General features: G+C 39.5%; 25 protein-coding genes, 2 pseudogenes and 1 riboswitch. Of the genes and pseudogenes, 7 read left to right on the top strand and 20 right to left on the bottom strand.

Going from position 1 to position 20807, the window contains the following annotated elements; genetic code table 11:
- Nucleotides 1-35: 35 nt before the first annotated feature.
- Nucleotides 36-848, bottom strand: a complete 813-nt coding sequence (locus ERX55_RS10775; RefSeq protein ID WP_165983786.1) for an alpha/beta fold hydrolase — start codon at nucleotides 846-848, stop codon at nucleotides 36-38.
- 165 nt (nucleotides 849-1013) lie between these two features.
- Between ERX55_RS10775 and ERX55_RS10770 the strand changes: the two genes are divergently transcribed.
- Nucleotides 1014-1895 (top strand): RluA family pseudouridine synthase, encoded by an 882-nt coding sequence (locus ERX55_RS10770; RefSeq protein WP_243721503.1) that lies wholly within the window; start codon nucleotides 1014-1016, stop codon nucleotides 1893-1895.
- Between the two features lie 38 nt (nucleotides 1896-1933).
- Here ERX55_RS10770 and arcD read toward each other — a convergent pair whose 3' ends face one another.
- From arcD to ERX55_RS10750, 4 genes are all read right to left on the bottom strand, one after another.
- Entirely contained in the window at nucleotides 1934-3352 is a 1419-nt protein-coding gene (arcD, locus tag ERX55_RS10765) for an arginine-ornithine antiporter (protein WP_279512562.1), read from the bottom strand.
- 154 nt (nucleotides 3353-3506) lie between these two features.
- Nucleotides 3507-3920 carry a DUF2188 domain-containing protein gene (locus ERX55_RS10760; RefSeq protein ID WP_133452593.1) on the bottom strand — a complete coding sequence of 138 codons (414 nt, stop codon included), beginning with the start codon at nucleotides 3918-3920 and terminating at the stop codon, nucleotides 3507-3509.
- A 72-nt stretch (nucleotides 3921-3992) separates the two neighbouring features.
- Nucleotides 3993-5252 carry a Y-family DNA polymerase gene (locus ERX55_RS10755; protein ID WP_133452592.1) on the bottom strand — a complete coding sequence of 420 codons (1260 nt, stop codon included), beginning with the start codon at nucleotides 5250-5252 and terminating at the stop codon, nucleotides 3993-3995.
- 101 nt (nucleotides 5253-5353) lie between these two features.
- A complete protein-coding gene (locus ERX55_RS10750; RefSeq protein ID WP_133452591.1) occupies nucleotides 5354-6511 on the bottom strand; it encodes an aminotransferase class I/II-fold pyridoxal phosphate-dependent enzyme in 1158 nt (385 codons plus the stop codon).
- Nucleotides 6512-6579: 68 nt separating this feature from the next.
- Nucleotides 6580-6685, bottom strand: a riboswitch (SAM riboswitch).
- A 190-nt stretch (nucleotides 6686-6875) separates the two neighbouring features.
- Between ERX55_RS10750 and ERX55_RS10745 the strand changes: the two genes are divergently transcribed.
- Nucleotides 6876-7514, top strand: coding sequence for an MFS transporter (locus ERX55_RS10745; protein WP_133452590.1), 639 nt, complete (start codon nucleotides 6876-6878; stop codon nucleotides 7512-7514).
- A 43-nt stretch (nucleotides 7515-7557) separates the two neighbouring features.
- On the opposite strand, the pseudogene ERX55_RS11705 reads toward ERX55_RS10745, so the two are convergent.
- Nucleotides 7558-7674: pseudogene (locus tag ERX55_RS11705) on the bottom strand (LPXTG cell wall anchor domain-containing protein); the annotation flags it as partial.
- Nucleotides 7675-7810: 136 nt separating this feature from the next.
- Here ERX55_RS11705 and ERX55_RS10735 point away from each other — a divergent pair.
- Both ERX55_RS10735 and ERX55_RS10730 read left to right on the top strand, forming a co-directional pair.
- Nucleotides 7811-8731, top strand: coding sequence for a VOC family protein (locus tag ERX55_RS10735; RefSeq protein WP_133452608.1), 921 nt, complete (start codon nucleotides 7811-7813; stop codon nucleotides 8729-8731).
- A gap of 2 nt (nucleotides 8732-8733) precedes the next feature.
- Nucleotides 8734-9201 (top strand): CHAP domain-containing protein, encoded by a 468-nt coding sequence (locus tag ERX55_RS10730; RefSeq protein WP_133452588.1) that lies wholly within the window; start codon nucleotides 8734-8736, stop codon nucleotides 9199-9201.
- Between the two features lie 35 nt (nucleotides 9202-9236).
- Here the strand turns inward: ERX55_RS10730 and ERX55_RS10725 are convergent, their stop codons facing one another.
- From ERX55_RS10725 to ERX55_RS10710, 4 genes are all read right to left on the bottom strand, one after another.
- Complete coding sequence (locus ERX55_RS10725; protein ID WP_133452587.1) at nucleotides 9237-9458, bottom strand: alpha/beta hydrolase; 222 nt, start codon at nucleotides 9456-9458, stop codon at nucleotides 9237-9239.
- Nucleotides 9459-9480: 22 nt separating this feature from the next.
- Complete coding sequence (locus tag ERX55_RS10720) at nucleotides 9481-10053, bottom strand: CPBP family intramembrane glutamic endopeptidase (protein WP_133452586.1); 573 nt, start codon at nucleotides 10051-10053, stop codon at nucleotides 9481-9483.
- A gap of 219 nt (nucleotides 10054-10272) precedes the next feature.
- Nucleotides 10273-10866: a TetR/AcrR family transcriptional regulator gene (locus ERX55_RS10715; RefSeq protein WP_133452585.1), complete on the bottom strand. Its 594-nt coding sequence runs from the start codon at nucleotides 10864-10866 to the stop codon at nucleotides 10273-10275.
- 181 nt (nucleotides 10867-11047) lie between these two features.
- The gene (locus tag ERX55_RS10710) at nucleotides 11048-11626 is read right to left on the bottom strand and encodes a TetR/AcrR family transcriptional regulator (RefSeq protein WP_165983785.1); all 579 of its coding nucleotides are present in this window, start codon (nucleotides 11624-11626) and stop codon (nucleotides 11048-11050) included.
- 101 nt (nucleotides 11627-11727) lie between these two features.
- Between ERX55_RS10710 and ERX55_RS10705 the strand changes: the two genes are divergently transcribed.
- Complete coding sequence (locus ERX55_RS10705; protein WP_133452583.1) at nucleotides 11728-11910, top strand: hypothetical protein; 183 nt, start codon at nucleotides 11728-11730, stop codon at nucleotides 11908-11910.
- 204 nt (nucleotides 11911-12114) lie between these two features.
- Here the strand turns inward: ERX55_RS10705 and ERX55_RS10700 are convergent.
- The 3 genes and pseudogenes from ERX55_RS10700 to ERX55_RS10695 form a co-directional block, all read right to left on the bottom strand.
- Nucleotides 12115-13071 (bottom strand): annotated as a pseudogene (locus ERX55_RS10700) (amidohydrolase family protein).
- Between the two features lie 3 nt (nucleotides 13072-13074).
- The gene (locus ERX55_RS11475) at nucleotides 13075-13251 is read right to left on the bottom strand and encodes a hypothetical protein (protein WP_165983784.1); all 177 of its coding nucleotides are present in this window, start codon (nucleotides 13249-13251) and stop codon (nucleotides 13075-13077) included.
- Nucleotides 13242-14051 (bottom strand): arylamine N-acetyltransferase family protein, encoded by an 810-nt coding sequence (locus ERX55_RS10695; protein ID WP_133452582.1) that lies wholly within the window; start codon nucleotides 14049-14051, stop codon nucleotides 13242-13244. Before ERX55_RS10695 ends, ERX55_RS11475 begins: the two co-directional genes overlap by 10 nt.
- Nucleotides 14052-14405: 354 nt before the next feature.
- Here ERX55_RS10695 and isaB point away from each other — a divergent pair, with 354 nt between their 5' ends.
- Nucleotides 14406-14960, top strand: coding sequence for an immunodominant staphylococcal antigen IsaB family protein (isaB, locus tag ERX55_RS10690; RefSeq protein WP_133452581.1), 555 nt, complete (start codon nucleotides 14406-14408; stop codon nucleotides 14958-14960).
- Between the two features lie 160 nt (nucleotides 14961-15120).
- Here isaB and ERX55_RS10685 read toward each other — a convergent pair whose 3' ends face one another.
- From ERX55_RS10685 to ERX55_RS10660, 6 genes are all read right to left on the bottom strand, one after another.
- Complete coding sequence (locus tag ERX55_RS10685; protein ID WP_133452580.1) at nucleotides 15121-15963, bottom strand: hypothetical protein; 843 nt, start codon at nucleotides 15961-15963, stop codon at nucleotides 15121-15123.
- 24 nt (nucleotides 15964-15987) lie between these two features.
- Nucleotides 15988-16590, bottom strand: a complete 603-nt coding sequence (locus tag ERX55_RS10680; RefSeq protein ID WP_165983783.1) for a GNAT family N-acetyltransferase — start codon at nucleotides 16588-16590, stop codon at nucleotides 15988-15990.
- Between the two features lie 71 nt (nucleotides 16591-16661).
- Entirely contained in the window at nucleotides 16662-17198 is a 537-nt protein-coding gene (locus tag ERX55_RS10675; protein ID WP_133452578.1) for a GNAT family N-acetyltransferase, read from the bottom strand.
- A gap of 15 nt (nucleotides 17199-17213) precedes the next feature.
- Entirely contained in the window at nucleotides 17214-17489 is a 276-nt protein-coding gene (locus ERX55_RS10670) for a DUF3021 family protein (protein ID WP_165983782.1), read from the bottom strand.
- Nucleotides 17490-17682: 193 nt separating this feature from the next.
- Nucleotides 17683-17961: a hypothetical protein gene (locus ERX55_RS10665; RefSeq protein WP_133452576.1), complete on the bottom strand. Its 279-nt coding sequence runs from the start codon at nucleotides 17959-17961 to the stop codon at nucleotides 17683-17685.
- A 15-nt stretch (nucleotides 17962-17976) separates the two neighbouring features.
- Entirely contained in the window at nucleotides 17977-18480 is a 504-nt protein-coding gene (locus ERX55_RS10660; protein ID WP_133452575.1) for a GNAT family N-acetyltransferase, read from the bottom strand.
- A gap of 431 nt (nucleotides 18481-18911) precedes the next feature.
- On the opposite strand from ERX55_RS10660, the gene ERX55_RS10655 reads away from it, so the two are divergent.
- Entirely contained in the window at nucleotides 18912-19466 is a 555-nt protein-coding gene (locus ERX55_RS10655; protein ID WP_133452574.1) for an SF0329 family protein, read from the top strand.
- A 255-nt stretch (nucleotides 19467-19721) separates the two neighbouring features.
- Here the strand turns inward: ERX55_RS10655 and ERX55_RS10650 are convergent, their stop codons facing one another.
- Nucleotides 19722-20294: a helix-turn-helix domain-containing protein gene (locus tag ERX55_RS10650; RefSeq protein WP_133452573.1), complete on the bottom strand. Its 573-nt coding sequence runs from the start codon at nucleotides 20292-20294 to the stop codon at nucleotides 19722-19724.
- Between the last annotated feature and the right edge of the window lie 513 nt (nucleotides 20295-20807).

Here is a 20807-nt window from a genome sequence, read left to right as displayed (position 1 = left end):
ATATTTACTTATAATCCGTTATATTGAGTGCTTTTTTATGAGCGCTGGCGTGATAAGAAAGGGATGATCAACTGGTTCAATTGGTCTCCATGCGTTTCAGGCAGCCAGTGACCCCCTGCTATTTCGTAGTAGTCAAAGGAGCCATACACGTATTTTTCTGATCCTTTCATCTGCGCTGTTGTCAATGCAGGATCCTGGGTCCCGATGATGCCCATGACCGGTACATTTACCGTCTCTATTCCTGCCGTGATTGACTTCAAGTTATGACGGTACCAGTTCAGTCCTGCAGACAGACGCCCAGGACGTGTTAAATCCATATACCAGTGCTGATGAAGTCTGTCATCTTCTGCCATCTTGGTGAGCACTTTATAATCACCTGCTGCCAGCACCCGTTCTGCCACACCTGGTATGACAAACAGACCGATATAACTGCCTTTGACCAGCTGTTTGAGTCCTCCGCTACGCAGATATCCATTCGGGTGGCCCACACTGAGCGCCGTATAGCTGATCACCTGCGCCTCGTAGTGAGCAGCGAGGTACCAGCCGAGAAAAGCGCCCCAGTCATGACCGATGACATGCGCCCGAGAGATGCCTAATTGGGTAAGTAATGAGAACATATCTGCCGCTGAATCCTGAATCTGGTAACTGGCAGCGACTTCAGTATTGCCATAACCTCGCAAGTCAGGCACTATAACACGGTAGCCTTGTTGAGTCAGCTCTGGAATCATCTGATACCAGAGTTTCTTAGAATCAGGAAAACCATGCAGTAACAAGACAGGTGTTCCTTGTCCTTCATCGACAAATTCATATTGAATATTGTTAATCATCAATTGTTTAACGTGAAACATAAGAGACCCTCCTTTTGAAATCCATGTCTTACTCCTCATCACTATTCAATGCACTTCAACCATAGTAAAACCTGCTTTAAAAGTCAACTAATCACTCAGTGAAATTCATTTATAATAGTGGCATCCTGTGCTATGCTTGAATGAATATAAAAGAAGGAAGTTATGATGAAGAATACAAGAGAAAATCATGAGCAGTGGACCGTTAAAGAAGAGAATGAATTACTGAAATTTTTATTTGAGCGAATGGCTGATAGAAGCAAGAAGTCAGTCAGAGCTATACTCGCCAGAGGACAAGTCTTCGTCAATGATCAATCGACCAGTCAATTTAATGAGATACTTAAGCCGGGTGACATCGTCGCTATTCGTCTCGATGCCCCAAATAAAAAAGTATCGCTGCGCGGTGTCAAGATTCTGCATGAAGATGCAGACCTTATTGTCATTGATAAAGAAGCAGGGCTGTTATCGATTGCCACCCATAATGAAAAGGATAGAACAGCCTACCACATCCTGTCAGAATATGTGAAGCAAGCCCATCCGAGAAATCGTATTTTTGTGGTCCATCGCTTAGACCGTGAAACTTCCGGTGTCATGGTTTATGCCAAGAATCCAAAGGCGCAGCAGATTCTGCAGAACAACTGGAAACGCCTTGTAACAGAGAGGACTTATCTGGCTCTTGTTGAAGGTCGGGTAACTGAAAACGGGACGATCACAAGCTTCCTTTCTGAGGATAACACACTCAAGATGCGTTCGAGTCAAAACGCGAAGCACGGTAAAAAAGCAACCACCCATTACACTGTCTTTAAAACAAGCCGTAAACAGACGTTACTGAAAGTCAATCTGGACACCGGCCGTAAAAACCAGATTCGTATCCATATGCAGGAGTTAGGCCATCCGATTGTCGGCGATAAGAAATACGGGGCAACGACTCATCCGTTCAGACGGTTAGGGTTACATGCTCATATTCTTGCCTTCACACATCCTATCACTCATCAACCACTGCATTTTCAGTCTCCCGTGCCACCGATATTTATGACGCAGTTTAAATAGAAGACAGCAGAACATCATATTGTTCTGCTGTCTTCTGTTTAGAAACCTGATATTTGCCCCTTGATAATGAAATATATACCTATTAAGGCAAGCGATGTGATAATCCCAAATAAGATTTTATCTATTTTTGTAATTGATCTGCCGTGCAGCTTCTGGACATGACGGTACACAAATATTCCCGGGAAATAAAGGATCATCGTCAACAGGAGATATTCAAGACCTGCAGCATAGATAAGCCATATTGTATAAACAGAAGCGACTGACCCTATTAACATCTGCTTACGGGAACGCTGTCTGCTGAACTTCAGCTGATAGAATGCACTGAATGCATAAGGTAACAAGGCCGCTGAAGATGCCAGGCTAAATGCAAAGTTATAGGCCTTATCCGTAAAGAGTAACGTGAAGAAGAACAGTTGAACAATCAGGCTTGTCATCAGCATAGAATTGACAGGTGCATGATTGTCGTTATCTTTACCGAACCAGGCCGGGAAGATATCATCTTTGGCAGCCAGATAAGGTACTTCTGCAGCAAGTAATGACCAGCCGAGCCATGCACCCATAACGGAGATGATCAAACCGATATTGATCACTGCTGCTCCCCATTTACCGACAACATGTCCCATCACTTCCGCCATTGATGGGTTGCTGAGCTCACTTATCTGATTCTGGATAATGATGCCCTGTGAAAGAATCGTAATCATCATATAGATGATAAGCACACTAATAAGACCGATAATAGTCGCCTTGCCGACATCACTCCGTCGTTTCGCACGACTTGAGAAGATAACCGCCCCCTCTATACCTAGAAAGACCCAGACGGTTACAAGCATCGTACTTTTAACCTGAACCATCACATCATGAATGTCAAATTCTTTTGGTCCATGTTCTGTCATACCATAGAAACCCGTCATAAATGTATCGAAATTAAACGCAATAACCATCACGACTAAAAATAAGAACAGGGGAATCATTTTAGCAACTGTCACAATCATATTGATAATCGTTGCGTTCTTGACACCTCGGGAAATCAACAGAAAGACACTCCACAACAAGAGTGAAGCCACTATGATGCTCGGTACATTACTGCCGCCTTTGAACATCGGCAGAAAATGTCCGACGGCTGTCATCAGTAATGTGCCATACGCGACGTTCCCCAGTAATGCACTAAACCAGTATCCCCACGCAGAATTGAATCCCATGTAATCACCAAATCCGGCCTGAGCATAACTATAGATACCACCGTCAAGATCCGGTCTGACATTCGTCAGGTTCTGAAAGCTGAGCCCTAACGCTATCATCCCTATCCCTGTAATCAGCCAGCCGATGATAATGGCAAGCCCTCCTGCCTGAGCACCCATATCACTGATCAGGTTAAAGGCACCGCCCCCGATCATGGTCCCTACTACCATCGCAATGAGCGCGAATAAACCTAACTTCTTATCTTTTACTTCGCCCAATTCTCTCCACCTCAATCAATTAAATACCATTTTGTCCGACTCATCCTATGAGTAAATTTTTTTATCGACTTCTCCCTTTACCCATTTAAACAACTAAATAGTGCTGAAGTCCAATAAAATACCCCTAATCTCTTAATGGATCAGGGGTAAGTCATCATTCATTCTTATTATGCTGAACTACTTTTACACCTTTATTGTCAGCGATTTCTTTAGCCCGCTTCAATGCTGTCTGTTTTGTCTCATGAGTTGAATCGGCACGCTTAGCACCTTGTGTCTTCACATGCCATTTATCATCCTTGAAGAAAATCTCCACATCGTGATTCATTAGTTCCGGCTGGGCTGAAGGATCTTTTTTATGCTGGGTAATCTTCTTATTTTTCAGTTCATCCAGTTCTTCTTTTGATGCTTCTTTATACCAATCTTTCGCCTGCTTGGTCGCGATAGGAATCAGATCTTCTTCCTTGTAGCCGTCTATCAGCATCGCATTACCAATATCGATAGCTTTCTTCCGTTCAAGTTCCTCAAGGTTCTTCCAGCTGGCCGGGTAATCGTTCATTGTCCACATCATGATCACTCCCATTCTATTGTTATTCTTTCAATAGCCTGTTTGGGAGATATTAATCTTCCAGCCGAGAAATTCTTACCCTTTATGGCCCGCAATGAGTCCTTTCCGGAGACGGAGAGTACCGCTCTCTGTCAGGGATGACGCCCGCATGACGATCTCTTTGCCATACTTACGGCGAAGCTCATCCAGATAACTTTCTATAATCTCCCGCTTCACTTCTTCCGGTGCCTCAAAGAGATTCATCTGTCTCAGCCGACTGTCACGCAGATTGCTGAACGAGACACCTACTGTTCTGAACAGACGGTCTGTCTCGGCATATTCTTCTAAATACCGCCATATCAGGCTGACTACCTGCATGGTCGATGTGAAGTAATCTTTCTTGGTGAATTGTTTATGAATGCCTCCCTTATCTGCATAGCCCACAGTAAAAGCAATCGTTGTCGGATACAGCTTTTTCTCCCTGACCCGATAGAAGACTTCATCTATCTGTTCACTGATGACGGTCTTCAGTTCATGAAACTGATAATCACGCATCAAAATCTGCGACTTCCCGTAAGATTTCCCTTTGATGACATGGGGCTGCCGAATGATACTTTCATCTATTCCATTCGCATGCAGATGCAGGTCAACGCCGAGAATGCCAAAATCACGCTTCAAATATTCAACTGGATAATGGGCCAGGTCACCGATACGGAAGATACCTTTCTTATTCAGTTTCTTCTCCGTCCGCTTATTGATCCCCCACATCTCAGTCAACGGTTCTACATCCCACAGCTTGCGTGGCACGTCATGATACCGCCATTCAGCGACACCTTCACTTGTGCGTTTCGCTTCGAGATCCATAGCAAGCTTGGCCAGAAGTGGATTTGAACCGATGCCTATAGTGCTGAATATCTGCGTCTTGTTATAGATCTCCTGCTGCAGAATGCGGGCCATGTGAGAAGGCGTCTGTGCGAACAGATGATAGGAATCTGTAATATCCATGAAGAATTCATCAATACTATACTGATGGAAATCTTCCGGCGCCACATATTGCAGGGCGATAGCTGAAATCCGACTCGATACTTGAATATACTTCAGCATCGACGGGTTAATGATATAAATATCTGAACGATGCGGTATCTCAAATAATCTCGAACCCGTTTTAATTCCCAACGCTTTCAAGGGTGGCGTTGCAGCCAGCACAACAGATCCCTGCCGCTTTGTATCTCCGACAACAGCCAGTTTAGTTGTCAGTGGGTTCAGTCCTTTTTCGATACACGAGACCGATGCAAAGAAGCTTTTAAGGTCAATACAGAGTACATCACGAGCATTGCATTGATAATAGTCATACATTCCCCCACCTCATTTATGAGTCCATTGTATAAGGGAACATATGTTCGTGTAAAGTAGTATGAAGCCCTTTTCTTTAATAAAATAATTAACTTGAGACTCCGTTATTGATAGAGGCCTGCTGTTTCCTTGAGCCTGATGAGCAACTCTTCTATCTCCTCGTCACTGATTGCAAGAGAGATCCGAATATAATCATCACCGTTTGAACCGAATGGTAGCCCCGGTGTCGTCAGGATGGACTGTGTTTTCAGCAGATAATCGACGTATTCTTCACTTTTATAGCCGGGCGGGATTCTAAGCCACAGGAAGATGCCGCCCTGCATCGGTTCAAACGGGATGCCTGTCTCAGTGAGAAAGTCTGTAACTTGATCTCTACGCTTTCTGAAAATCGCGTTCTGTGTCTCTAAAAAAGGTTCCCCTAATTTCAGTGCACTGACCGCCGCTTCCTGAACGACCCCCCACATCCCTACTTGTGTATGATCCTGATAATAATTGAGGGCACCGATGATATCTTTATTGCCGACAGCAAAACCTATCCGTACACCTGACATATTGAAACCTTTGGAGAGTGAATAAATCTCGACTGCCACGTCCTTCGCGCCTGGCGACTGCAGAATGCTCGGATTTTTAGCATCAAAGCCGAATGCCGCATAGGCGAAGTCGTGGACAATCTTTGTCTGCGTCCCTCTGAAACGCCGGACGACAGCATCGAACCCTGCACGAGTCGCAACTGCCCCTGTCGGGTTGCTCGGATAATTAAGGTAGATGAGACGTGTATCTGCTAATACGGCAGAATCAAGGGCATCAAAGTCCGGCCAGTAATGGTTGGCAGGCAGGAGCGGCAGTTCATAGACCGTGCCACGGGCCAGCTTCACACCAGCAAGATAATCAGTGTAACCCGGGTTCGGCAGCAGAACGCCTTCACCCGGTTCAATCACACAAAGCGGCAAGTTGACCAGCCCGTTTTTCGTCCCGTAAAGAATACAGATCTCTTCATCTTTATCCAGCTCAACCCCGTAAGTATCTAAATAGAATTTCTGGATGGCTTCTTTCAACGCTTCCTTACCACGGAAAACACCATATTTATTATTCGCAGGCTCCTGTACTGCGGACTGAACCGTCTCGAGTACTTCTGCCGGAACTTTCTGGTCGGGTATACCGACCGCTGTGTTGATAAGCGGTTTGCTGCCGATATCGAGCTTTCTGCCCATCGTCTTGCCAAAATAACTTTCTGGTATAGAATCAAGTAATTTAGAACGCATTTCCTCTCCCCTTCTTCTTCAATCGAAATAAAAAACGTCATTACTTCGCAGCAATGACGTTAGAAAATCACTTATCTGCCAAGCTGTCGCTTGATGGATTTAGCACAGTACTCTCAGATGAGCCTGCTGCTGAGATTTCACAGGGCCAGTTCCCTCCATCTCTCTGGATAAGACATATTTAAATGATTGTTATCAATATAGTATTAAACAGTGACGTTGTCAAACAGATTTCGTGCGAGCTGCACTGGACGCTTTATCGATCAAATGGCTCATGCATTCTGCTGTTATCTTGAATGCATGAGCAGAACATCCTATCGTTCACTTCAGCACACTTTATGAGCGAAAACCGATGACAGGGGCTGTTATGGCTATTTCATCCCATTTAACGCTCGTCGTTGCATTAGCAGGTATCAATATTTTTCTTCTGCGTATCCTGACGATGTCGTCCGAGCATATCATTTATTTCTACCTGTTCTTCCTCTTCGGTGTTATATTATCCGGCTGTATCAAGATGCTGACATATAGTGCAGTCGGGGCAGGGGCACTCGGATTACTCGGTTCCATCGCCACTCTTTATGTCAGTATTCACTGGCGCATTATAGGTGTCGATGTGTCGAATGACCTGTTATATATCCATGCTTTTCTGTTAGGTTTTGGCATCAGTATGGCTTTAGTCAGCGGCGCTATGGCAACATTACTGGATGGACCTATTGAAAAGGCATCTCACCGCTCCAATACGATGCATACTATACGTAACTATATGGGCGCAGTGGCAATTGCCTTTATTGCCTGGTTTATCAGCCATGACTTAAAAGCAAATATGCCGACACACTATCATTCTAAACAAGAAGCATTATTACTCTTAAGAGAAGCGGCCCTGAATACCGTTCACCATGTCTTCAACATTATGATTATCTTTAATGTTATTCTGTTGATCGCATCCATTATTCAGATTTTTCTCGGTAAAGGCCGCAGAATTGTCCCTAAAAAACAAAAAGCCTAAATAAAAAGATCAGCTCAACTAATGTTAAGCTGATCTTTTTGAATTAGTAATCAGTTCGTTTTCTCTTAATAAAGAGCAAGGTGAAGCCTGCTGTTAATAAAGCGATACTACCCATCAAAGCACTAGATGATTGTTCTTCACCGGTCAATGGAAGTGAATTGCTACCAGTTTTAGCATTATGATGATCCTTGCCAGGAGAATGAGATAATGCAGCACCTCATTTGAATCTTATAGCCGGACCCCCTATACTGAAGACAATTATAGAAGCACATCATTTGCATGAGGAGGATAAAATGATGAAAATCAATGGTCATCATCATATTTCAATGTATACAAAAGACATTAAAGCAAATCAACATTTCTATACCCATGTTCTCGGCCTCCGTCTAGTGGAAATTTCAGTCAATCAGGATAATCCGAGCATGTATCATTTCTTTTATGGCGATGAAGAAGGAATGCCCGGCACCTTACTCAGCTTCTTTGATATCCCGAACCTGGCGCCCACTCAGAAAGGGACCAACAGTATCTACCGTCTCTCACTGCTTGTTCCTGACAGTGCGGCACTCGACTATTTCGAGACAAGACTTGCATCGTTTAACGTGACATCTGAACGTCTTGAATATGCTGGACAGCCTGCACTTTCGTTCCTTGATCCAGATAATATTGAAATCATCCTCATCCAGAACGATGATTATACCTATCCCGCGTTCTGGAAGAAGAACAGCTACAGCGATATCCCGGCTGAATATCAGATTGTCGGTATGGGGCCGGTCGAGCTGCGTGTCAAAAAAACGGAGCCAACCCGTCAGTTCCTGACTGATATTCTTCAGTATGAAGAGCGCGCGCCTCTTCACTTCACACAAGATAAGGGCGGCCTCTACAGCGACCTGATAGTTGTGGAGGAGGATGGACCTTCTGTCAGACCCGGCCGCGGTTATATCCATCATATCGCTGTTGATGTGCCGGACGATTCAGATCTTGAAGCAATCATCCGCTATTTGGATGAACTGCCGGGTAGTCACTCCGGTATCATCGACCGTTATTTCTTTAAATCCGTCTACTATCGTCATAATACCATTATGTATGAATTCGCGACATCCGGTCCCGGCTTTATGATCGACACACCGAAAGATGAACTCGGCAAGAAACTCAATCTTCCTGACTTTCTGGAGCCTGAACGTGATGAAATCGAAAAACGTCTTCCACCTTTAACATAGAGATGAAAAAGCCTGTCATCTTCATTATCATCATTGTACTAGGCATCAGCGGTTATCTGACGCGTGATACATGGACTGCCTATCAGGAAGAACTGAAAATCAGATGGATGCCGGACCCGATGGCCTTTAATACATATGATAGAGGCCAATGCACGTTCTATGTCTTTGAGAAGGTCAAAGCGGATGGCAAGATGATTGAACGCACGTGGCATGACGCCAAGTACTGGAAGGAAGGTGCCGAAGAAGATGGCTACACCGTCAATCAGACACCTGTTGAAGGCGCGCTTCTTCAGTCTTCACGCGGCGAACAAGGACACGTCGCCTATGTCGAGCATGTCTATCAGAACGGTAAAGTCAGAGTATCAGAAATGAATTATATCAAGCCCTATCATGTCTCTGAGCGTATCCTGACACAAGAGGATATCAAGCGCTATCAGTTTATTCATCCAAAGGACAACCCGAAATCCTAAAAAAAGACGGACTGAAAAATTTCAGTCCGTCTTTTTTAGAGGTTCTCATACCATTGAACAGCAGCTGCCAGTTCTTCTTGTGTCAATGAATGACCCTTATGGTGCCAGAAAATCTCAACTGTGGCTCCCGCCTCTGTCAGCAGTGCCTCCAGTTCATTAATTTCAGCATCGCTGGCATATGGATCCCCGTGTCCAGCACCAATAAAGATATGCTTGCCGCTTAAATCGGGCAGCTCAATACCGCGTAACGGGACCATCGGATGAAAAAGAATAGCGTGATCAATGGAAGATAACCGGCAGATAGAGGTTCCGCGTATATAAATAGACTGCTCCCAGAAATAATCCCATCATAAAGGTAGAAAGTAACTGACTTGTAACCTCAGCCGGTGCGAGACCACCCAGCAAATTCAGTAAATGTAAAGCAGAGAATAACAGAGAGGACAGCAACAGCGCATAGAGCGGCTTAATATGTCTCGCCGTACCGCCAAGTATGATCCCTCTGAACAGCCCTTCTTCAGCAATACTGACAAGTAAGGCATCAATTAGCGGAATCAAGAAGAGCGTGCTCCAGCTGAAATCAGCTATGGCCGCTATCACTGCCAACACAGCCAAAGGAAAGAGTGGCAGCAGCCCATAGAGATATGTTGTCCGGTCCGGCTGCTGCATTTTAAGGGAGGTACGATATCTATACCCATATACCACTACCATAACAGCCAGTAATAATGTAAACGGCAGAAAGGTCTGACCGAAATGAGGTGAATCATAAGGTGTTCTTAAGAACTGTCTGCAGATGAAAAGACCCGCCCCCATCACTAGAAAATAAATACTTAAAAATAAATAATGCTTCCTCATTTGTCTCCACTTTTCGTATTTATCAACCAAGCTATTACTATCTTAGACATTTATTACTTTTATTTCAAAAGTTATTATCATTTGAATAGCGTCTTCGCTGCGAAAGCCAACGAATCTCGGAACATAAATAAAAGCCTTCTGTATCATTTTTTACAGAAGGCTATCTGATTCATCTTTTTACAGTTGCTATTGCTGTTCACATTGCACCCTTCATTGGTTTTACAATGTATCTTTCATGTATTGATGCATCAACTTCAACGGCCCATTATAGGCAAGTGTATAGGCGTACGTCGCTATTTCTTTTTTGGTTTCCTTCATTCCATTCTTTACCCATTCCTTGATGATACCGGTCTGAGCATTGACGATAAAGGCAAAATAATAGTCAATTGGCACAATACCCAGCTGATGCGGCAATTGTATCTGACTTTCAATATTTTTCTTGATGATTCTTGAAAATTGCTGCGGTAATCCGATATCTTGATGAATCAGCAGAATTTCAAAATAATCACGATTCTCTTCAATAGTTGTCAAAATTAATTCAATAAATTGAATCGAATATTTTTCAGGATTTTCGATCAGATTCTCAATTTTTCTTTCCTTCAGTTTTTCCTCTAGTTTTTCAAGCACTTCGTTTTCCAGTCTATCTCTCAAATCGAACTTATCTAAGTAATGCAGATAGAATGTTCCGCGATTAATATCGGCCTTCTCCGTAATCTGATTCACTGTTATATCTTTGAAATGCTTCTCTTTCATCAACTTGAAGTAAGCACTTTTAATACTTTCTTTCGTTTTTCTGATCCGCCGGTCTTCCATCTCGTCCTCTTCTTTCTTAATTTAGCCATATTTTTAGGGCTATGTGGCTGAATGAACTTATAATTGATGATGTCACTTTACAGGACATTATAGTATACAACTTAGTCATTAATCAACATTACGTCTATAAAAAGTAATCATCGGTCCTTTATGATGGCCTGTCTGTCCTGACAAGCGTTTTTTATATCATCAGCCGCTCTATGAAGATAAAGTGGATGCGGTCAGCAAACTGTTCAGGTGTCACCTTTTTTTCAACACAATAATAATCAAATACATCTCTAGAAAAAGAGTTCAGCATGATGTCTGTATGAAATTCAGCATTACTGACTATCTCCAGATTTTCAATACATGCTTGGATGTCCACCTTCAGGCGATCGTAAAAATGCAGATTCATCATGACAGAACTTCTCTTCCCCGTTCTCTTCATTTCTTCCAGCTTCTGCTTATTGTCATTTATCAGCCTGACAAATGTATATAAGATATACTTTATTTTATCTTCATCCGTCTTATTAGAGTGCTTGATTTCGTCAATTACGTTGAACATCGTCTCTATTTTATGGTCCATAAGATTCTGACAGATTTCAGCTTTATTACTGAAATGTCTATACAAGGTTCCCTGCCCTATATTGCATTCAACAGCGATTTGTTTCATGGTGACTTCACTGACCGAATACGTTTGAAATAATGAATCTGCTACTTCTAGAATAAGTTTTCTGTTCATGATAGCATCATGACGCTTTTTTTTGTCGCTATTTTCCATAGTATCTCCTAAACAACACATTTGACTTTTTCAGTTACTATTTATAGTATAAATGAGAATACTGTCCGTTTGCAAGATGGAGAACTAGAGGAGATTATCAAATGACTCATGAATTATCAAGTAAACAAAGAAATATAGTCGTATTTATTATGATGATAGGGACTTTTATTGCTGTTCTCAACCAGACACTGCTGACTACTGCGCTGCCTGCCATCATGAAATCATTTAGACTGGATATCAATAAGTTTTCAAAGGTCGACAGTTCACCCAGTCCAGTCTGCTGATTGTTGTCATGTTCATCATCTTTATCGGAAGTATGACGTCATTGCCTATCTATATTCAGAATATAAGAGGTTTCTCGCATTAATCGGACTATTAATGGCGCTTACTCTGCCTAAAAATCAAAGAAATTAAGATTTCATCAGACATAATTTCATAAAGAAAGACGGTGAACGATTGTTCACCGTCTTTCTTTATGAATATTGCAATCAATGCACTTGATATAATGTCAGAGCGTTATGCTGCAGGATACCATCTATACCCTTTGCATCTAAGCCGCTTTCTTTAATATACGTCACAGCGCGTGTATATTTATCATCCTGAAAGTACGGGAAGTCACTACCTAACATGAACTTCTCCACACCAAATGTGCTGACCGAATTAATAAGGGAAGGCTGATGAAAGTTCGCTGTATCGAACCAGAACTGACGCTTCAACGTTTCTAAAGGACTTTCATTAAATGCATCCCAATCTGTATAGTTGTCCTCTATCCGTTGCATCAGGAATGGCAGGGCGCCACCTAGATGTGACAGATGAAATTTAATGTTCGGGTACTTGCTCGGAATATCAGCTTTTAACAGCTGTAAAGCCGCCAACATCGATTCAATCGGTGCCCCGACTACCCATTCAAGTTAAAAGTCATTGATCATCGGACTATTGGCACCACAGCCTGTCGGATAGATATAGATGACTGCCTGGGCTTTATTCATCGCCTCAAAAAAAGGCTCAAACCTTCTATCATCAATCGAAATCTCATTCTTGATCAGAGTCGGTACTGCAATACCAATGAATTCTTGTCGTTTAAGTAACGCTTCCGCCTGGCTGATGGCCAGATCAACATAGGGCAGAGAGACTGCCCCATATGCTAAAAACCGGTCCGGATACTGGTTGACAAGAGAGGCATATAGCTCATTGATCATGGCCGCACTCTCTTCAGCCTCTTCTTGTGTTCCCCACTGTGGTGACTGAGGGGTTGCTGAAATGACCTGCCGACTTACCTCCGCTTCATCCATCATTTTGAAACGTGCATCCAGATCTTCTGCTGACACACCTGCTTTAATTCCTTTCGCCACTTCAGTTCCAGGGGACCCCAGTGCTTCAAGCTTCTCCAAATATTCCTGACTCCATAAATGTGCATGCGTATCAATATATTTCATAGTCTGCATCTCCTATTCTAAAGTGTGTAGTAAAGGCATTGATGAAATGAATGTTAAGATAAGGGTCAAGAGAATGGTCTGTCCTTTTGTAAAGCCATTTCCGTTTTTATACAGAATATAATTGGCACCATACATCATGCCGCTGAAGACCACTAAATTGATGCCGAACATCATGAAAACTATTCCCATTTATTAATAGCCACATCCATCCCAAAATAATCGTTGAGAAACTGGCGATAGTTGTCTTTCGTTACGGCCTGGACTTCCTTCTTACCCTGCTTGGTGATGGTTAAGTTACGATCAGACATTGTGACACGACCATCAGACAACGGCAAGGTAATGATCAGTTTTTTGACGAAGATAGAATCAGGATTATGCTGATTGTAATACAGATTGTCATCAAAGTATGAAAGATCTCGCGGCTCAAACTCCGCACGATAAAGTGTCTGGAACTCGTCTTCCTTCAACTTCTGGACAACAAATCCATTATCACGTTCAACAGCCCGGTACCGGCCATTGACATCATGGATGACCACCGCTTCATCTTCAGACATGATAGGCAACGCCTGAAGCGGGAAATCACCAAAGCCGACATCTGCCACGTAAAGCCGGTCCAGCTGAACAAGCAGTGACATATGACTGCCCTCGCGGCTCCATCCATCAGGCGTGCGGATAGTTGCGGAGACATTGTAAGCATCATAGCCTTTGTACAGCAGATAATGCTTGAAGAAAGTATTCATCTCATAACAATAGCCGCCACGTCTACGCTCAACAATCTTGTGAAATAGACTCTCCAACTTTACGTCGATTGGTACTTTATTCTGGACGCTTATATTTTCAAATGGAACCGTTGACGCATAATGAGCAATCAACTGATTAAGCTGATTCAAATCAGCCTGTTCATCAGGTGTACTGATATTCAGATAGTGATCGATTGCTTTTATTTGTGCTGGAGTGAAAGTCTGTGATTCAAATAGAGTTTCAGTCATAATATCCTCATCTCTTTATTTTATATAGTAGATTAATTATCTCATGGCTATATTATAAATGAGAATAGTGTCCGCTTTCAAATACTAGACCTTATAGTATATTTGGTTGCTCTTTATTAAAATCCCACTTATATTCATAATTTTTGATTTTTTATTGCTATAACTTTCTTTTATCATGCAATACTTGGACACTATATTGTGAATCTACTAGGGTATAGCTATAATTTCCAATTCATTTAATCTATGATTAATAGTAATTATTATTATTTATGAAATATTATAGAAATTATTGTAATATAATTGAAATTAATTATAATGGGTTTGTAGTAAAAAATAGGAACTGGAGGAATGATGATGAATAAGAAAATGAGAATGATCAGTGCAACAGGATTAGCGACTGCCCTATCATTTTCTGCTGTAGGATTCAACGACACTGCCAGTGCTAAGACAAAAATAGTTGAGACTACTAAGGTCCCAACAAATAAAACAAGCCGTTCCCTTGATAAGACTCAGCCTTACTATTACTACAATGGTTACTTTGCTTATAGTGGAAAAACAGTACTGAATAAAGCGTTCAAAGATGCCGTTAATCATGACAACCTGATGATAGACGGTTACATGGTCAACAAAAAACGCCTGCCACAAATTCATAGTGCTGCCGGGTTCTACAGCCATGATAATTTAATTGACAAGTATGACAAAAATACCATTACAGCTATTACATTGACACCTCAGAATAAACTGATTAGTAAAGCAGCGTTCGAAGCATCATATAAATCTTTCCCGTTAGTAAAACAGGTTAAATCCAACGATCGCACTGCAGTGACGAATCTCTATAAAACGAAGAAAAACACTTACTTCACAGCATATTTTGAAAATGGCTACTTAAAATACTTCACTATTCAATAATAGTAAAGAATAAGAAAATGAAGCGCCCCTTGAAGATGGATGATAAATCCAACATCAAGGGGCGCTTTATTTGAAGAATTTTCTTTATAAGAAGTTTATCTTCCTCATTACCGCTGATAAAATTAGTCATTTAGATTAGGTCTGCGTTTTTCATTATCATTTATTTTCTCGTATTAAGATTAAATGCATATGAATCATCGCTATTCACACTAATATAAAATGCTTTCTCATCTCTTATTTCAATAACAAAGGTTCTTCTATAAGGTTCGAAATGAACTGTGTTCAAGTCCAGTTTTTCCTCTAAAAAGAAAATGCCCTGGACATTATAATAACCATCATTACAGGTACAGTGCATTAAATCGCTGATGACATCAATATCAAGCTCATAATCGAATAGAATGTGATTACATTTCTCACGATAAGAAATACGATTTTCCAAAATATACTTCATCAGTTCTCTGCCTTTGATAAAAATACTTTGTTTGGGTTTTAAGGTTTTTATTAGTAAAATCTCTCTATACTCATCATCCATTTCTAAGAGATAGGCATCATCACCTCTGTAAATTATATTGCCGACAATAAGGACTTCATGTTTTTCCATCGGTAGCAAATAGGGCGGTTTCAAATCTCTATGGGTTAATTTTATGTAAGATTGTATTGATGGATCATAGCTTAATCGACCTATTATAGGATCCCATATAAGTACAGGCCTGTTCTTCCTATCTAATAAAACAGTGAGAAAATAGCCTGTATCTTCTCCATCTTCTAAGTCTATATTCTCCCTATCAACGTATGCCTCAAAACCATTGATCATTGCTTCAAATTTTTTATCTTCTATCAATTTAATAAATATACTCTTTATATCATTACTATGTGCATCTATAGAAATTAATTGATTATCTACATCACTGATAATTCCTTTTTCTATTTTCAATGAATCAGGATACAAATCTACTCCGCTTGAATCATCTTTTAAAATAAATTCTAGTAACCTTTTTATCATTATCCTGCTTCCTTTAAAATTGATTTAACTGTTTTTCAGTAACTGGATATCTTGATCTTTAGCTCGGTTAATATTTTTATTGGTGTTGACATATTCGGAGTATAATAACCCGTATACTTTTTGATTTATGTATTGTCCTTCTATTTTCTGTGACTCTCTAATAATCCCTTCCAATTTGAAATCAAGTTTTTCTGACACTCTGCAGCTTCCTTGATTATTTTCAGCTATATATAGTTCGATTTTATTGAGCATTAAACGATTAAAACTGTAATCAATCATTGATTCTAGTGACGAAGTCATGATTCCTTTAGAGGCAAATTTCTCACCTATGAAATAACCCATTTCTCCAATATCATTATCGCTATCCAATTCATTAAATCCTATCATTCCACATAGCTGTTCTTTATAAATAATTCCAAACCACAGAGGTAAAGATTTTTCACGTGAAACCATTTTTATTCTTAGTTCCAGACTTTCAAACGCTTGTTTCTTTAACTGATTTTGATTCAGCCAAGTCAATGCTTCTTTAAAATAAGCATAGTTTTCTACTAATAAATTGTAAAAGGCTTTCTCGTCAGTCCTATTTAAATTTCTGAGATACAAATCAGCATTCAAAATGAGTTTCATTTCTACCTCCCCCTCTAACCTGGTTAAGCAAGTTTTCATATTCGCAAATTACGTCTATTCAATGTCTCATTTTATTTAGCCTTAATTAACGCATATAAATAAGCATCGCGGAATTCACTTTTTTCCTTGATATAGTCTTTCATCCTACCTTCTACTTCAAAGCCGCTTCTCTCAGCCACTTTCTGACTCGCCTTATTTTCAACCTGGATGACCAGCGTTAATCTGTTGAAGTCAAAATAATCGAATCCAAGTTCAATCATCCCTTGAACAGCTCTTGTCATGATGCCTTTCCCTTGTGCATCTTCCGTCAGCCAGTAACCTATCTCGGCGGATGAATTTGCAGGATTGATTGCATGAAAATCAATCAAGCCGACAATCTCTTCCTGATAACGAATAACTAATACTAGGCCTTTACCCGCAGCGAATTCTGTTAAAGAATTCTGCAAAAATTTAATTTCGTCTTCACTACTCTTCATGTAATCAGGCCAAGGTAGAAATTCATTTAAATAGGCCCTGTTGTCTGATATTAACCGATAAATCACTTTTCCGTCCTTTTCAGGGTGAGGTAACGCAAGTTTAATTTCATCATCGACTTTGTATGAAAACATATGTAATGCTCCTTTCTATCTCATTTTCCCAGTCTTCTTCAATATGACGGTAATAATGATGAAGATGAATCCTACTTTCAGAAAGCTAGCCAGTACTTTCGTGAAATGAGCATGACCTGTAAAGTATATCTGCCAGATCAGCAGTAAAGGCAGAATCGTCACTACCATGATCAGAAAATGAATGACAATCTGCTTAGAAAAAGGCCAATCGCTGTAGCTATAAATGACACTGGCCGCTCCGAGTATAAAGCCCATCAGACTGTACAGTAAAAATGACTCACTATTAGGCAATTTGAGGAGTAAGGCTACTATATAGACTAAAAATAGAATTAAAAAATTTTGATACCTCTCATCATTCCAAATCTGATCAATCTGTTCAACCTCCAGTAATTAATTTATCATATACTTTACTTATCTATACTTGATTGGATATTTTCAATAAAGAATAATTATTTAATCAGAAAACAGACATTTCTAAGAGAAATTAATTATCCATGTCTTGATATGTGATATCGATATGTTGTATTCCTTTTTTATCATTTTTATATTGGTGGGATATAGAAAATTTTAAATTATATGATTGAAGTAAAGAAATGACGAGCAACATTTGTTCATAGACTTCGACATTTAGATGTTCTTGAGAACTATTCTTTATGGAAACAATTATTTTATTTTCTTCAGGTATTTCCATTATTTTCGTTCGAGAAAGTTGTTTTTTAGTCAAATAATCATTTATCATTAATTTTACTTTTTTATTTTTCATAAATGCCTCCATATTTTATCTCATCAATGCAAATATATAATCATCGTGTACGACGTCGCCATTTCCCCTTACCGCTCTATGAATAAAGCCTTCTTGTTGAAAACCCAGCTGCTCTATCAAGCGCTTAGATTTGCTGTTGCACGCAAACACTCTTGCGACGATGATCTCACACTGTATGTGATTGAATAAATAATCTATCATACTACACAATGCTTCCGTCATATAGCCCTTGCCCTCATGCTCAGGATGCAGCGCGTAAGAGATATTCATACTATTGATACGGTATCTTAGATTATCTGGATGCAGAGAAATCATCCCTATTAACTCATCTGAATAAAAGATGCCTGTTAAGGACCCATCAGTTACCTGTTCTTTCAGTTCATGTAAACCTGTTTCCTCATCTACTTTCGGCATCGGATTAAAACATAAATAGCCTTCACTATTTCTAATCTCCATAAATGCCTTAATATCCGTATGACTGGGTGTCTTCAGCACCAAACGTTCCGTGCGAATCAGCATGCAACCACCTACCTTATTAAATTGATTATTTTCTTTTATTTTCTCTCAAGAATATAAATAAAAGTGCAAATCCAAAAATAATAAAACCATTAAATGAATGAAATAATGAACTCACTATAGGTTCGTGTTTTGAAAAAACTCTAATGATAAATAACAAAAATGATGAAAAGAACATGATGCCTAAGAATCCTCTAAATCCATAGTGTCGTTTCCATGCGATATATAATAGTAAAACGGTGACTAACATTGCAATCGTCAGTAAAATGTTCGATGTCATATTTTATCCTTTCAAAACTTGATTTAAATTCTATCAATTTATTATTCAGTCAATGTTTAATAACATTATATATTTATTTTACCATATTTTTCTTAACGATTTTTTCATATACTATAATAAGAAATAGACTAAATCATAGGAGGACACTTTACTTATGCGCTGGACTAAACGAAAACAGATGCTGGAATCATTATTGTGCGATTCATTACAGGGGCGTATCCAGATTAATCGAGTCGTATATCGTCAATCCCATGATCAGCCTTCCCGGCTGACGATCACGTTTGATAAAAATGAGATTTTTGCCACTGACGACATCTCATATGAAAGGGAAGCTTATAGACTCGGGAATCATATGGAAAGAAGTGAAGAGATGCCTTCACTTGATGAACGTTATCGTTTTATGATGGATGAGCTGTCAGAAACAGAAAGTCTGATTTACCAACAACGTATGGAAGAAGCGAATGATAAAGTAGAAGAAACTCTACATCAGCGGGGGTTATACGCCGACCATACTATTTATGATTTTTTCAACTATAATCAGTTTTCGATAGAAGAAGCAATGAATCACCGAAGTGAAGTGATACGTGCCTACGCCATGCTTGATAGAAGATTAGGTATGAGAAAACTGCAGAATATGAATCTCCACCAAGAACATCCACTCGTCCAGAAATTTTATGCTATTAGAAAGACTGCTGAGAATCTGTCCTGAATAGAGGTGATCTACCTTAACTAACAAAAAATTGAATTGATTAAGAATTTTTCTAATCGATCTCCATACAAAGAAAGAGTCGACACATGCTTTAATCATAAGTGTCGACTCTTTAAATTCTGGTATTAGTCATTCAAGAAAAATATTGATGTTTAAAACCTATATTTAAAATTAGTTAGGAAGAGTCTCTGTACTTCAATATAAAATTTGAATTGCCTTACTAAGCTGTGCGTAAACAGTTTCTTTCCCTATACATTACAATTCTCCAAAGATAAACATGCTTAAAAGTACTAAGATTACAGCAACCAAAGAAAATCCTACTACTGTAAATACTTCTTCCAAGATAAACTTCCTCTTATTTCGTGGTGCTAAATCAGTTTTCATGCCATTTTCCATATAATCTATTATTTCATTATATGTTTTAACATCATATTTTTTCTTAATCTGGTCTACTTTAATGGCATAATACATACCCATCATCCATAGAATGAGCGGAACTAGCATCCCAAACCATCCATCACTAAACTTCATCGCTGCACCGAAAGATATGACGGCTAACAACAAAAATATTAACATCATCTTACTATAATTATACATATTACTGTGATCTACTACATTTCTCATTATTTTAATATCTCCTTTAACAAGTTGATCTAGAGAAACGTTAAATAGGACAGTAAGTGCAATCAAATTGTGCAAATCAGGATAGCTTCTTTCATTTTCCCAGTTAGAAATAGTCTGACTTGATACAAAGATTTTTTCGGCTAGTTCTATCTGAGATAAATTATTTTCTTTCCTAAAATATCTAATTTGATTTCCTACATCCATATTCAACAGCTCCTTCCTCCATACCGTAACTTGTTAAAAGATTTTTTGCTATCTAATATCTTTATAATACTATTATTTTCAATCTATAAAATGTTTTATATTTACTATTTCCCAAGAAATTATTATGCAACTCTTGGCTTTTAATGCACTTGCGGTGTTTTTTGTTAAGGAAATAGATGATTCATTATATTTCAATATTTAAACAAAAAGACATGCTCAATTGAACATGTCAAAAATTTTAATTATAACTCATCCTAAATTTAGTCAAATCTAACTTTGTATCTAGATTCTTCTTTAATTAACTGAATTCCTATGGCAAGTTATACAATCAAGTTAGCCACCTAAGGTGGAAGATACATTAATTGTTTATAAAAAAATACGCCATGACGAATTCATGTTAATATTGTAGTTCTCACACCGACAATAAAGGAATGAATTCGTATGACGCATATCAATAGTAACACGAAAACCGTTAAGGGCAAACACCTTTCTAGAGATGAACGAATCATCATA

It is taken from the genome of Macrococcus bovicus (assembly GCF_004359575.1).
Taxonomy (GTDB): Bacteria; Bacillota; Bacilli; order Staphylococcales; family Staphylococcaceae; genus Macrococcus; species Macrococcus bovicus.
This window is presented reverse-complemented; position numbering and strand designations above follow the sequence as displayed.